Raw genomic sequence first — 14,070 nt, forward strand, 5'->3', positions numbered from 1 at the left:
ATTCAGAGGAGAAAAGTTACATGTTGACGGTGAAACGACTCGATATCGCCGATGCTCGCATCCTTATCAAAGGCGCATCGGAAAAAGCCAACGAAATTGGCGTGCCCATGTGTATCGCCATTACCGATGAATCCGGTAACCTGATTGCCTTCGAACGGATGGATGGCGGCAAGGTGTCCAGCGCCTTCGTGGCCCAGGACAAGGCCTTTACCGCGGCCGCCGCACGCAAGGCGACCCATGAATATAATGCGGCCAACGTCCCGGGCAACCTGGCGTTCGGTATCCATACCGAAGTAGGCGGTAAGCTAAGCACCGTCGGCGGTGGCCTGCCGGTCGTGGTCGACGGCGACGTGGTCGGCGGCATCGGCCTCAGTTCCGGGACGCCCCAGCAGGATATGGATTGCGCCCAGGCAGGGATCGACTATTTCCTGCAGAACCGGGGCTGAACTCAAGGCGGGTTTGCTGCTCTAAGCACCACTATAAAAAAAGGTTCTTCGCACTTTAGTGGGGATCCGTGTAACGGAAAGCATTTCGGGAATGGGCAGCCCGGCGGGCTGCTCCGAAGCTGAAGCGTCGGCTACATTTTCCAGCTAACTCGAGCATGTAGCAGATGCTTCTGAGGCGCCGAAGGTGCCCATGGTCTTGCGACTCGTGAGGAGGGCTTCCGACTACCTGAGGTGCTAATCCGCGATGAACCATAAAAACCGGGCGCCGCGACCTGACAAGCGCCTATGTCCCGAAGAGAGAGACCTATGTCTGCAGCACCGAAGATTGACCGGGCCGAGCTGGCGCGTCGGCTGCGGTCCTTCATCGATCCCCAATTCGTGATCGATGACGACGAAACCATGAAGCCCTACGAGTGCGACGGCATGTCCATGTATTGCGAGATGCCGATGCTCGTGGTCCTGCCGGAAACCGTCGAGCAGGTGCAGGACGTTATGCGCCTGTGTCACGCCAACGACGTGCCGGTAGTGGCCCGGGGCGCTGGCACCGGTCTGAGTGCCGGCGCCATGCCCAGTTCCAATGGCGTACTGCTGTCTCTCGCCAAGTTCAATCGTGTGCTCCAGATCGATCCGCTGGCCCGTACGGCCCGTCTACAGCCGGGTGTGCGCAATCTCGCGATCAGCGAAGAGGTCGCCCAGTACGGTCTCTATTACGGGCCGGACCCATCATCCCAGATTGCCTGCACCATCGGCGGTAACGTGGCCGAGAATTCCGGCGGCGTACATTGCCTCAAGTATGGGCTGACCGTGCATAACATCCTCAGCGTAGAGATGGTGACCGTCGAAGGCGAACGCATCATCGTTGGCAGCGATGGACTGGACAGTTGCGGTATGGACCTGCTGGCCCTGAGCACCGGCTCTGAAGGCATGCTGGGTATCATCACCGAAGTGAAAGTAAAACTCCTGCCCAAGCCGGAAAAGGCACAGGTGGTGATGGCCGGATTCGATTCAATCCAGAATGCCGGCGACGCGGTGGGCGGCATTATTGCCCATGGCATTATCCCGGGTGGTTTGGAAATGATGGACGGCTACGCTATTACTGCCGCCGAGGACTTTGCCCACGCTGGTTACCCCCGGGACGCCCAGGCCCTGCTGCTGTGCGAAGTGGACGGCACCGCCGAGGAAGTGCAGGAGCATATCGAACAGGCCGAAAATCTGTTCCGTTCATTTGGCGCCACGTCGGTTCGCACCTCCCAGAGCGAGGAAGAACGGGCATTGCTGTGGAAGGGGCGCAAATCCGCCTTCCCTGCGGTGGGTCGTATCTCACCAGACTACTACTGTATGGACGGCACCATCCCCCGTGGCCAACTGGCCCATGTACTGACCGAAATGCAGAACATGTCCGAGCGCTTCAAGTTGCGGGTAGCCAACGTCTTCCACGCCGGGGACGGCAACCTGCACCCGCTGATTCTTTTCGATGCAAACGTGCCCGGTGAGTTCGAGCGCACGGAGGCGTTTGGCAGCGCCATCCTTGAACTCTGCGTCGCGGTAGGGGGGTGCATCACCGGCGAGCACGGTGTGGGCATTGAGAAGATCCGACAGATGGCGGTGCAGTTCCGCGATGACGAGCTGATCCAGTTCCACGCGCTCAAGGCGGCGTTCGATCCTAATGGGTTGCTCAACCCCGGCAAAGGCGTGCCCACCTTGCGTCAGTGCCAGGAGTACCGGGCACTGCAACCCAGCAAACAGGCCGCGGAGGCGTAATGGCAGATCAGGCAGAAGCGCTTCAGGCCCAGGTAAAGGGGGCCCGGGAGGCAGGGCGAAAGCTGACCATCGTCGGTGGCGGTAGTAAGGCCTTTATGGGCCGTGATGCGGGTGTTCCAACTACGCCGCTGGATGTCAGCGAACATGCCGGCATCGTCAATTACCAGCCGGTGGAGCTGGTTCTGACCGCTCGTGCCGGTACGCCGCTCACCGAGATCGAAGCCACCCTGGCGGAGAACAACCAGATGCTTTCCTTTGAACCGCCGCGATTCGACGACACCGCGACGATCGGCGGCACCGTGGCCTGCAACCAGTCCGGCCCCGGGCGGCCCTGGACAAATTCCGTGCGGGATCAGGTGCTGGGTATCCGTCTGATAAACGGCAAGGCAGAGCACCTCAAGTTCGGCGGCCAGGTGATGAAGAATGTGGCGGGCTATGACGTTTCCCGCCTGCAGGCCGGGGCCCTGGGGTGCCTGGGAGTAATGACCGAGATCAGCCTGAAAGTCATGCCGCGTCCTGCGGCGACGCTGACCCTGATCCAGCCCATGTCGATCGAGGACGCGATCCGCTTCATGAACGAGCGGGCAGGGGAGGCCAAGCCGCTGACCGGCGCATGCTGGATGGATGGGCAGCTCTACCTGCGACTCGCAGGCGCACAATCCGCTGTCGAGGCCACTGCGCATCAATGGTCCGGCGAAGTGACCGAAGACGCGGAAGGCTTCTGGCGAGGTCTGCGCGATCATCAACTGGCCTATTTCGAGGGGCCGGAATCGCTGTGGCGTTTCTCGGTTAATTCCACTGCCGCCAACCCCGACCTGGACGGCGACTGGATCATCGACTGGGGCGGCGCCCAGCGCTGGTACCGAGGCGATGCCATTATGTCGGACATGGAGCATCTGGCCGAAGCGGCCGGTGGTCAGGTCAGCCTGTTCCGCGGCGGTGATCGCAGCGGCGAGATCATGCACCGCCAGCCGGAACCCCTCAAGCGTATCCAGCGACGGCTGAAAGAGGCCTTCGATCCGGACGGGCTGTTTAATCCCGGACGCCTCTACAGCTGGTTATAGATTTTCCGGAAGTTATCCTATGCAGACCAATCTTGTTCAGAAATTCAGCAATACCGCCGAAGGGCAGGAGGCGGAGTCCATCCTGCGGGCCTGCGTGCACTGCGGTTTCTGTACCGCAACTTGCCCCACCTATCAGGAGCTCAACGACGAGCGGGACGGCCCGCGCGGGCGTATCTACCTGATGAAGCAGTTCCTGGAAGGCTATGACGTTACCGAGAAGACCCAGACCCACCTGGACCGTTGCCTGACCTGCCGCAGCTGCGAAACCACCTGTCCCTCAGGTGTGCAGTATGGCCGGCTGGTGGATATCACTCGCGGGTTTATCGATGAGCGTCTTGAACGCTCGCGCCGGGAAAAGGTCATCCGCTGGGCGTTGCGCCGCATCGTTCCCAATCGCACGCTGTTTGCGCCGCTATTGCGGCTGGGCCAACTGTTCCAACCCGCCTTGCCTGACACCCTCAAGGCCAAAGTGCCGCCGCGCCAGACGGCCAAACCCTGGCCGACGGCGAAGCATGATCGCGTGGTCGTTGCGCTTGCCGGTTGCGTCCAGTCCGCGGCAACACCCAATACAAACGCCGCTGCGGCGCGGGTGCTCGACAAGCTGGGTGTCTCCCTGGTGGAGGCGTCAGAGGCCGGCTGTTGCGGGGCTTTGAACTATCATCTCTCGGCTCATGAAGATGGTCTGGACGACATGCGTCGCAACATCGACGCCTGGTGGCCTCTGGTGGAGAACGGTGCCGAGGCGATCGTCATGACCGCATCCGGTTGCGGCGCCATGGTTCAGGATTACGGCCATCTGCTGCGCCACGATCCGGCCTATGCCGAAAAGGCAGAAACCATCAGTTCCATGACCCGCGACCTGGGCGCCTTCCTGCTGCAGGAGGATCTCGGTCCGCTCAAGCCAGCGAAGGATCCGGGCAAGGTGGCCTTCCATTGCCCCTGCACCTTGCAGCACGCCATGAAACAGAATGGTGTGGTGGAACAGGTGATGCGCAAGGCGGGGATTACTTTGGCTGAAACCCGTGACAGGCATTTGTGCTGCGGATCGGCGGGCACGTACTCCATCCTTCAGCCGGAACTGAGTCAGCGGCTGCTGAAGAACAAGCTGCAGGCGCTGACCGTCGATCAGCCGGACCGTATTGCCACCGCCAACGTCGGCTGCCAGTTGCATCTGGGCACCAAGGCCGACCGGCCGGTGCAGCATTGGATCGAGTTGCTCGATCCCGTCTAGGGAGATCCCTTAACCCTCCTCCGGCTCGTCCTGTTTCTTCGCAGCCGCGCGGGCTACCGGCGCCGGAGTGTCGATCGGGTCCAGGGTGAGGATGCGCTGGCGGGCGGCCTGCTTCTGGCCGGTCAGGCGCTGGATCAGGGGTGTCAGGATGCCTTCCGGGTCCGCGTCGGCCTGGTACTTCATCATGAAGTCTTCCTGCACATGGCGATCCTGGAACTCCCCCAGCAGCTTCTGGCGTTTCTTGAGGTCCTTGCGGAAATCCGACGGTAGCGCACGGTCGAGATCCGCCAGATAGCGAATACGCTTGAGATTCTTACGCAGGCGATGGAAGTCCTGGTCGGACGACAGGTCGGACAGGGCGACCAGCCGGGCGTTGTGGTCCGCGATCCGCGCGTCCAGCGCTTCACGGATGCGGTATTTATTGAGCTGCTGGAGGATGTCCTCCAGCTCGCCGGCGTGGACGAACGCCTGCAGGAAATCCATATCGTCCATGTACTGGCGGGTTTCGACATGCTCGGCGAAAGCCTTCTGGGCTTCGTTGCGCTGTTCTGCAAAGGCCTCCGGGGCGCCGCTGCTGCGCAGGGCATCGCGAAATTCAGCGTCTTCCTCCCAATGCGCCAGCGTCTCCATGAATACGTCAAGGTCCCGTAGTTGGCTGGTGGCCTGGGCGTGTCGCTTGAAGCGCTTGACCGGTTTCTTCAGGGTCTTGTCGCCGGTGATCTGGAAGACGGTTTCCAACACCGCCCGGGCACGGCGTATGGCGATGCGGTACTGGTGCAGGAATTCGATGTCGAAGCCCAGTTTGGCGCCAGGTTCCAGGTGCTTCAGTCGCTCCATGATATGCGGTAACGACAGCGACAGCGCCTGGAGCGGGTGCTTTGCCTCTTTCTTGCCGGGGTCCGGGGGCTGCTTTTTCTGGAACAGCTTGTAGTCGATCCAGCGTGGCAGCAGCCAGCTGCCCAACGCGGCGGTATCATCTTCCAGTTCGCACCAATGCTGGATCGGCAGCATCAGATGCACGCAACTGCCGGTGGGCAGCTCGCTGATCGGTTTGCGCAACAGGTCGTTGGCCAGTTCGAGCAGGGCGGGGTTATGTCCGACGATGGTTACGATATCCTCGTCGCGCTTGGTGAGCCACTTGCGCAGCACATCGCCATCGAAGGTGTAGAGTTTGGACTTGAATCGAACGCGTGAAGGCAGGGTGTCGTCGCCAAGTATGGCAACCATGCCTTCGATAGTCTTGCGGGCACGCATGGCGTTGCTGGAATAGATCTGGCCGTTAAAGGCGCCCTGCCGTGCGAGCGGACCGGCCATGATTTCAATCTGGCGTTTGCCGCGCTTGTTCAGCGGGCGCTCCCAGTCTTCCAATGCCGGATCTGACCAACTGGATTTGCCGTGCCGGATCAGGAAAAGATGTTTCATAGGCGTGCGGCCGAACTCCTTTTTTCGCAGAGATCTTATCACCCACAATATGACGCCTTTGTTGCCGCGAGGCAAAGTGATGAATCTGGCCAAACGTCAACGATTTTACAGTTGGTTGTTCACTGCTGGTGATAGTCTTCTATGGTTTACCGGCGCCAAGTCGATCCAAAAACAACAAAACATGTCCATGATGAAGTTTCGGTTCCGGCCGGGCTGCGTATCAGGACTGAAGGCCTCAAACCATGACCAGCAGCGTTTTCTCGCAGATTGTTCTCCCCCTTTGTCTGTTCATCATCATGTTCGGCATGGGCCTGTCCTTGCAGATCGCCGATTTCACCCGGGTTGGGCGCTACCCTAAGGCGGTCCTGCTCGGTACCTTCGGCCAGATGGTGCTCCTGCCAATAGCGGGGTTTGCCGTCGCGGCCTGGCTGATGCCCTCCGCGGCGCTGGCGATCGGGCTGGTCCTGCTGGCGGCCTGCCCCGGCGGTACCACCTCCAACCTGGTGACTTACCTGGCTCGCGGTGACTTGGCCTTGTCCATCACGCTCACCGCGATCAGCAGTCTGCTGACCATCTTTACCATCCCGCTGATCGTGAGCCTGGCGTTCCTGACCTTTGCCGATGCCAGTACCCAGGTCCAGGTGCCGGTGGGCACCATGATGGCCGCATTGTTCGCGATTACGTTATTGCCGGTGATAATCGGTATGGCGGTCCGGGCGAAGGCCGCCAGGTTCGCGGCCTGGCTCGAGCCGAAGATCAATCTCTTTGGTGCGCTGTTCCTGGTGTTCCTGATTATTGTGATTACGGCCAAGCAAGGTGACCGCATCATTACCCAGGTGACCAGCAGTGGCGTGGCGACATTGGTGCTGAACGTGTTCATGATGGGGGCGGGCTTCCTTGCGGCTCGTGGATTCCGCCTGAACGCGGATCAGTCCACGTCGATCACCATCGAGATCGGTATCCAGAATTCCACCCTGGCGATCATGGTGGCGACATCATTCCTCAGTAACCCCGAGATCGCGATACCGGCGGCGGTCTATTCGATCACCATGTATCTGACCGGTGCGGTGGTGATCGGGCTGCGCCACCGTCAGCGCCGCCTGGCCCCGAAGCCGGCTACAACGTTGGCTAACGGAGAGGCGTGACGACTACCGGCGTTCACGTATCCTGAACGCCGGCATCAAAAACCTTTCGATGGATTGCCGGTGGCAACTGCGTTGTCATGGAGATGAGGCAGCATTCCAGTACTTCATCGGGAGGACAGATCATGTCACGCCAGCCGCATTCCTCACTCTCAAATCTGTACATGACCCAGGGAACGCCGCGCGACCTGACGCGTCGGGCGAGGGTTGGTGCCATTCGCGCATTGTTTCGCCAGCGGGGGAACGAGAAGCAGGCACTGCCTTCGGGTATTCAGGGCACGCCTGTCGCTAAATGTTCGGCTTAGGTAGCGGGATCTCCGGCACCTTCGGAGCAGCCCGCAGGGCTGCCTTTGTGTCCGGGTTAGAGGAAACCCAACAAGAGGTTGGGTCTCTGGGCACCTTCGGCGTCTCAGAAGCTGAAGCTTATGCTACACGCTCCAGTTGCCCGCAAAAATGTAGCCGACGCTTTAGCTTCGGAGCAGCCTGTAGGGCTGCCCTGGTCTCCAGGCTCGAAGTAAACCCAAAAAAAGGGACGAACCTTTCGATTCGTCCCAACTAGCAGCTCTGGAGGAGCTTGATGGGCCGGGTGCTACCGGGCGATCACTCCGCCCAGAAAGGTTTGCTCATCTCTTGCCGGAGACTGCCCGGTTCCAGTCCGATGTCCTGTTCGATGTGCGCCAGCCATGATGGGCTCGCCCGGCCGAATTCGTTCCGCAGGGCGCGACGGTTGCGGTAACGGGCCCGCCAGCCGCGCAGGACGTTCTGCGTGCTCCCGAGGATGGACCGGCGCTTATGGCTGGCTACGTGTTTGTGACCATCAACGTTCTGTTGACCACTGAAAGTCATGCTCGTGCTCATGGGTTTTGCCTCCCGGCCGAGAATTAGCGGCCATCGCTGGATCATGGAGTCCATGCTAGGGAAGCGCGGAAAGATGCGGAATCTAGTTATTCTTCACATTGCGTTCAGGGATTCTGAACGCTTGCCTGGGCTGCCGGGGTGTCGCGTACCGAGGTGGCGTAGTATTCTGCCGAAACAGGTGCGGGACGGTTTCTGGGACCCGCATGGTCGACAGGGGACGCGTCATGAATATCCAGATCGAAAAGCTGCGCTCCTTCGTGCTCATCGCCGAAGAGAAGAACCTGACACGCGCCGCCGAACGGCGTTTCTCCACACCGGCGGCCGTGAGCGCCCAACTCAAGCAACTTGAGGATGCACTCGACCTGCAGCTTTTTGAACGTACCAGCAAGGGCATGCTACTCACCGACGCCGGCTGCAGGCTGCTGCCCCTGGCCAATCGCGTCCTCGGCAACCTCGCCGAATTCGAGACCACGGCCAGGGCTATCGCTGGCCGGGCGCGTACACAGTTGCTGTTTGGTCTCAATTCCCTGCCGGAACTGCTGCGTATCGAATCGGTTCTGGAAGCTTCATCCCGAGAACTGCCCGACGTCTCCCTGGTCATCCGCTCTGCCAGCTCGGCCGAGAACCAAAGGGCGGTGCTCGCTGGCGAGCTGGATGCCGGCTTCGTGTTCGGCGGGCAGGACGATCCCGCCCTGCTGCGCATCGGATTGGGTTACATCAACATCGTTACCATCGGCCCACTGAACCGCGGCCTCGGCGACTTACCCGACGATACCAGTGAACTGGCCCGACTGCCCTGGGTCTCACCTTCCGACAAATGCCCCTACCTTGAGTTGATGCGTCAGCGGCTGGGGGTGCACTATGCCGGCTCGAACATCGTCGCAGCGTCTGATGACGAGTACTCCACGATCGCCATGGTCAAGGCAGGTCTCGGCCTGGGATTGGTGGAAGCCAATCTTGCGTCCATGGCAGCCTGCCGGGGCGAGCTGAGGCTTTACGAGCATACCGCCGAGCGGCTGCCGCTCTATGTCGTGATGCGTAAGGACCGGCTGAACCAGTTGCCGGAGCTCGAAGTCTTTCTGCAACTGGTCCAGGACCAGTGGAGTTGTGAGCAGGAGGCCGAGGCATTTTCGGTGGACGCAGGCACCAGCCCGGTCGTCAGCGCGTCCTGACCCGCGCATTTTCGCGGGAACAGGTTTTCGGGAGGACATTCTCCAGTTTTCAGGAGAATGCTCTTTAGTTCCAAGGACAAAGGAGTTTCAGCATGCAACGGGTTCTGATTACCGGCGCCAATCGAGGCATCGGTCTGGAACTGGCGCGGCTCTATGCCGATCGAGGTTGGGGAGTCATCGGCGTATGCCGGCAGTCTTCCCCCGAGCTGGAAGCGGTGGCTGAAAAGGTGATTGACGGGGTGGACGTCACCGACCCGGCGGGCATCAGCCGGATCGTCGATGGCCTGCGCGACGTTGAAGCCATCGACCTGCTGATCAATAACGCGGGACTGTTGCAGGATGAGCAATTGGGCTCGATCGACTTCGACTCCATTCGCACCCAGATGGAGGTCAATGCCTACGCGCCCCTACGGGTTACGGAAGCCGTGCTTCAGTTCATCCACCGCGGTGGCAAGATCGTCAATGTCACCAGCCGCATGGGGTCCATCGCCGACAACGATTCCGGAGGTCGTTATGGCTACCGGGCCTCCAAGGCGGCGCTCAACGCCTTCGGCCGTTCGCTGGCCATGGACCTGAAGCCGAAGGGCATTGCCGTGGCCCAACTCCATCCGGGTTACGTCAAGACCCGCATGGTCAACTTCGGCGGTATGATTTCACCTCAGGAGGCGGCAGCCGGACTGGCGGAACGGATCGATAGTCTCAACCTGGATAACACCGGTTCCTTCTGGCACAGCAATGGTGAGGAGTTACCCTGGTAAGGGTGGCCTATGGTTGCGGTGCCGTGAAGTAGCGGTCTGCCCTGTCCCAGAGTTCAACCGATTCCCGCACTTCGGAAAGGCGATTCCAGAGCTGCTCGCAGAATTCGGGGTAGCGGTTGTAGAACGTGCGGTTGAAGAGCAGGTAGCTGGCTTCCTCGCCGATGGAATCCGCAGTCTTTTCCAGGCGCCCGCTCATTTCGGGTGACTGGCTAATCAGGTAGTCGGCATGGAGCGGGTCGGCAACGAGGCTGTTGACCCGTTCGCGCATGAGCATCGCGAGCCGGCTATCGAGGTCATCATTGGCGTAAAGTTCAACACCTTCTCTTGAGAGTTCGTCGGCAATACGGGTCGCCAGGGGCACCGCTATGGGCGTCAACCGGTAATCCTTGCCAGTGGGGCTGTCCTTGCGACGGTATACCGCCAGGTCCCAATTCATGATGGCCCGATCCGGGTCTTCGGCCATGCCCTTCATGGGGTACACCCCGTTTTTCTTCAGATCCGCACTGATAGAACGCACCAGCAGGGCATCGGCCTTGTTGCGCAATAGGCTGTAGGCGCCGCGTAGCAGTGGTTGGCGGTCATAGTCGAAAGTGATGTCGAGTTGCTGGCTGGCGATGTTCAGGGCGTCGATGATGAGGCCCGGCTGATCGTTTCCCTGGGTGGACGCCGGGTCGACGATGTAGGGCCATTGCTCACGGTCCGTCAAGGCCACAGTGAGGCGAGCCGGGCGTTCTATAGCTTGGACGCGTTTCCGGGACCTGTCGCCCTCCAGCACCAGGCGTTCAGCGAGGATATCTTTGCGGGCCTGGTCGATGGCCTGGCGCATGGTGTCGTCGATGAGTGACGCATTATTCCTGTCCATGGCGAGACTGACGCCGCCCTGGGCCATGCCCAGATGCTTCACCGGGGAACGCCAGAGACCCCAGCGTTCACTCACCAGGGCCACGTAGACTGCGCGGTCCAGGTTCTTCATCACCGATGTCAGGACTGTCCCGGGGTAGAGGCCGTTCTGGTTGCTGTCCACGCCGACGGCGAGGGCGCCGGCCTGGTTTATGGCCGCCAGGGCGCCATCGCCGCTAGCGCCCGCAGCGGCAAAGATGATATCGCTGCCCCCGGCCAGCAATTGGCTGGCGGCTGCATGGCCGGCCTCGCGGTCGTCGAACGGGCGTGGCGAGGTATCCGAGAGAAAACGGCGTTCGAACTCGATGTCGGGTTTAGCGGAGCGGGCCCCGGCGATGAATCCATCGGCGAAGCTGCGGATGGCCGGGAGATCCATGCCGCCGATAAAGCCCAGGCGTCCTGTTTCAGAGCGCATGGCGGCGAGGATGCCTGCCAGGAAAGCGGCTTCGTTCTCGCGGAACATGATCGAGCGGACGTTCGGCAGGTCCAGCGTGTAATCGATGGTGATGAACGTGATGTCCGGATAGCGCCCCGCTACTGCTTCGACAATCTCACGGGTATGCGGTCCCGGCGTCAGGATCGGATCGCGGCCGGCCCTGGCCAGCGCTTCCAGATGTCGCCGATAAGTCGTGAGATCCGCAGATGCCCGGTACTCGTAGTCGCTCTCCTTGCGTTCGGCATAGGTCTGTACGCCTCGCAGCAACTGCTGGTTGTAGGCGTTGTCCATGACCACATCGGCGTTGAAAAGGATGGCAGGTGCAAAGCGATCGGACGCCAGCGCCGGCCCGAGGCAAAGCAGCAGGGCTACGGCCACTGCCCCGGCGATGAGGTAATGCATGGTTTTTTCCGGAACGGGTTGAGAGGCGCATTTTGGACACAGTCACGAACGGGCATCAATATGTGGCGTGACTCAATATGTAACGCTGGGTGTCAGATGAGGGCAAGTTGATACAGAGCGTCCCAGGGTGCGGAATCCCGTTATCGTGCAGTGCTGGCTCATAAGCGCCTGCTGGTTGTTTGGGAAGTTGTATTGAGCTATACGCTGGGTATTCCGTTAGGCTCATCCCATAAGCCGGGGGGATGGTCCGAGCGTGTCGAACGCGTACCCGGTGATTATGCTTTGATGAAAGCCCAGGCTGTTCTACGGTGGCCTCTACTTGAGGGAAAAGGCGCCAGGCTGAGAGGCTATCGAAGTAGCGTTCGGCCGCCGCCATTGCCAACGGAGAACCATGATGAGCCTGCTAGACCCGAACAGCCCGTCTGACGAGGACTTCCATCAGGCGATCGAGCGAATTGACGATACGCCCCGCAATGCCAGCGCGGCACTCAATCTGGGTCAAGTGGTTGACCATTCCCGCCGGCGTGTTCTCAAGGGCGGTCTGGGCGCTGCTATAGGGTTTTTCTGTATGGGCGGCTTGCCGGGTGTTCGAGCAGCGGAAGACTCGATCACGATGCTGTTCGCAGGGGTGAAGGATGGCTCCATCGGCTTTAAGCCCTTGCCCCCCATGCTGGACCCGAATTTCGACAGCGTGCAGGTGCCGGAAGGCTATCGTGTGGAGCGCTTTTTCTCCTGGGGCGATCCGGTCGTCAAGGGTGCGCCTGAATGGGCTCCCGACGCTTCCGATAATTGGGAGGCGCAGAACACGCAAGCTGGGCAGAACCATGACGGAATGGCCTACTTCCCGTTTCCCGATGCACCCAATGCCCATGGTCTGCTGGTGGTCAATCACGAATACATCAACCCCACTCTCCATAGCGATGGTTTCACCGCAATGCGGGCCGAGGGCGGCGGGATTACCCGCCCCGAGGCGCAGGTCAGGAAAGAGCAGGCGGCCCACGGCGTCAGCGTGATTGAGGTGCGCCGTGACAAGGCCGGTCACTGGCGGCAGGTGAAGGATTCTCCCTATGGTCGTCGCATTACCGCTAGTACGCCGATGGCGATCAGTGGCCCGATGCGCGGTGCAGACAGCATGAAGACGGCAAGCGATCCTGGCGGAGAGACCATTCTCGGAACGATCAACAACTGTTCCATGGGGGTGACCCCCTGGGGTACCTACCTGACCTGTGAAGAGAACTGGTCAAACTATTTCGTTAACCGGGACAGGGTGGATCACGAGAGCCGGGCCAGTCATAAGCGTTACGGCGTCGGGACTGGCAACAACAGCGAGATTTACGCCTGGGAAGCCGTGGACACGCGCTTCGATGCCACGCCGGTGAACGACCAACCGCAGCAGGGCCACGTCAACGAGCCCAACCGCTTCGGCTGGGTGGTGGAGATCGATCCATTTGACCCGCAAAGCCAGCCACGCAAGTGCACAGCCATGGGCCGGCTGATACGCGAGTGTGCCACGGTGGCGGTCGATGACGATGGCACGATGGCGGTCTATTCCGGCGACGATACCCGGGGCGAGTATGTCTACAAGTATGTGCCCGCCGGCCGTTATCGGGATGGCGACAAGGCAGGTAATGACAAGCTGCTCGATGAGGGCACGCTGTATGTTGCCGTCTTCCGCGAAGATGGCAGCGGCGATTGGCGGGCGCTGCAGCAGGGCAATGGCGGTTTGACGGCCCAAAACGGGTTCGTCACGCAACAGGATGTGCTGGTCAACGCCCGCGCTGCGGCAGATGTATTGGGCGCGACGCCCATGGACCGACCGGAGTGGGTGGCCGTTCATCCGCATTCCAAGGATGTCTACGTCACCCTCACCAACAACAAGCACCGCGGCAGCAAGCCGGATCAGCCAGTCAATGCCGCCAACCCCCGGCCCAACAATCTGCACGGCCAGATCCTTCGCTGGCGGGAAAATGGCGGTCGGCTGGACGCCACTGGCTTTACCTGGGAGATCTTCCTGTTGGCCGGCGACAGGCCCAGCGCGGACAGTCCCGATAACCTGACCGGCACTATAGACGGGGATATCTTTTCTTCACCGGACGGTCTCTGGTTCGATCCCCAGGGCCGGCTATGGATCCAGACCGACTACAGTGATGCCGATCCCGAAAATGCCCAAATGGGCACCAACCAGATGCTCTGTGCCGACCCGGCGACGCGAGAGGTCAAACGCTTCCTGGTCGGTCCGCGCGGATGCGAGGTCTCCGGCGTGACGACGACCCCGGACGGGCGTGCCATGTGGGTCAATATTCAACATCCCGGCGGCAGCTTCCCGGCTTCCGATGGCAAGACCCGGCCGAGGTCGTCGACGATGCTGGTGACCAAGGACGATGGTGGGGTGATTGGCAGTTGAGCTTTGCCGTTTGGATCGTTAAGTCGAAAGCGTCGTGGGCTGGCTCCGTCCAGTGTAGCCGAAGTCTTTAGCTT

The 14,070-nt window shown here is 60.8% G+C and carries 11 protein-coding genes; 8 read left to right on the top strand and 3 right to left on the bottom strand.

What is annotated here, in order from left to right:
* Nucleotides 1-20: 20 nt before the first annotated feature.
* The 4 genes from RE428_RS02505 (at nt 21) to glcF (ending at nt 4,502) form a co-directional block, all read left to right on the top strand.
* The gene (locus RE428_RS02505) at nt 21-446 is read left to right on the top strand and encodes a GlcG/HbpS family heme-binding protein (protein WP_004579116.1); all 426 of its coding nucleotides are present in this window, start codon (nt 21-23) and stop codon (nt 444-446) included.
* Between the two features lie 285 nt (nt 447-731).
* Entirely contained in the window at nt 732-2,207 is a 1,476-nt protein-coding gene (locus RE428_RS02510; RefSeq protein WP_406564723.1) for an FAD-linked oxidase C-terminal domain-containing protein, read from the top strand.
* Nucleotides 2,207-3,271, top strand: a complete 1,065-nt coding sequence (glcE, locus tag RE428_RS02515; RefSeq protein WP_004579114.1) for a glycolate oxidase subunit GlcE — start codon at nt 2,207-2,209, stop codon at nt 3,269-3,271. Before RE428_RS02510 ends, glcE begins: the two co-directional genes overlap by 1 nt.
* Before the next feature lie 19 nt (nt 3,272-3,290).
* On the top strand, nt 3,291-4,502 hold the full coding sequence (gene glcF, locus RE428_RS02520) for a glycolate oxidase subunit GlcF (RefSeq protein WP_004579113.1): 1,212 nt from the start codon (nt 3,291-3,293) through the stop codon (nt 4,500-4,502).
* 9 nt (nt 4,503-4,511) lie between these two features.
* On the opposite strand, the gene RE428_RS02525 is transcribed toward glcF, so the two are convergent.
* On the bottom strand, nt 4,512-5,924 hold the full coding sequence (locus RE428_RS02525; protein ID WP_004579112.1) for a CHAD domain-containing protein: 1,413 nt from the start codon (nt 5,922-5,924) through the stop codon (nt 4,512-4,514).
* A gap of 242 nt (nt 5,925-6,166) precedes the next feature.
* Between RE428_RS02525 and RE428_RS02530 the strand changes: the two genes are divergently transcribed.
* Nucleotides 6,167-7,069, top strand: a complete 903-nt coding sequence (locus tag RE428_RS02530; RefSeq protein WP_004579111.1) for a bile acid:sodium symporter family protein — start codon at nt 6,167-6,169, stop codon at nt 7,067-7,069.
* A gap of 597 nt (nt 7,070-7,666) precedes the next feature.
* Here RE428_RS02530 and RE428_RS02535 read toward each other — a convergent pair.
* Entirely contained in the window at nt 7,667-7,924 is a 258-nt protein-coding gene (locus RE428_RS02535; RefSeq protein ID WP_004579110.1) for a DUF1127 domain-containing protein, read from the bottom strand.
* Between the two features lie 224 nt (nt 7,925-8,148).
* On the opposite strand from RE428_RS02535, the gene RE428_RS02540 reads away from it, so the two are divergent.
* Both RE428_RS02540 and RE428_RS02545 read left to right on the top strand, forming a co-directional pair.
* Nucleotides 8,149-9,096 (top strand): LysR family transcriptional regulator, encoded by a 948-nt coding sequence (locus RE428_RS02540; protein WP_004579109.1) that lies wholly within the window; start codon nt 8,149-8,151, stop codon nt 9,094-9,096.
* A 92-nt stretch (nt 9,097-9,188) separates the two neighbouring features.
* The gene (locus tag RE428_RS02545) at nt 9,189-9,854 is read left to right on the top strand and encodes an SDR family oxidoreductase (RefSeq protein ID WP_004579108.1); all 666 of its coding nucleotides are present in this window, start codon (nt 9,189-9,191) and stop codon (nt 9,852-9,854) included.
* 7 nt (nt 9,855-9,861) lie between these two features.
* On the opposite strand, the gene RE428_RS02550 is transcribed toward RE428_RS02545, so the two are convergent.
* Nucleotides 9,862-11,592, bottom strand: coding sequence for a BMP family ABC transporter substrate-binding protein (locus RE428_RS02550; RefSeq protein WP_004579107.1), 1,731 nt, complete (start codon nt 11,590-11,592; stop codon nt 9,862-9,864).
* Between the two features lie 394 nt (nt 11,593-11,986).
* Between RE428_RS02550 and RE428_RS02555 the strand changes: the two genes are divergently transcribed.
* The gene (locus tag RE428_RS02555; RefSeq protein ID WP_004579106.1) at nt 11,987-13,996 is read left to right on the top strand and encodes a PhoX family protein; all 2,010 of its coding nucleotides are present in this window, start codon (nt 11,987-11,989) and stop codon (nt 13,994-13,996) included.
* Nucleotides 13,997-14,070 lie beyond the last annotated feature (74 nt).

The organism is Marinobacter nanhaiticus D15-8W, assembly GCF_036511935.1.
GTDB lineage: Bacteria > Pseudomonadota > Gammaproteobacteria > Pseudomonadales > Oleiphilaceae > Marinobacter_A > Marinobacter_A nanhaiticus.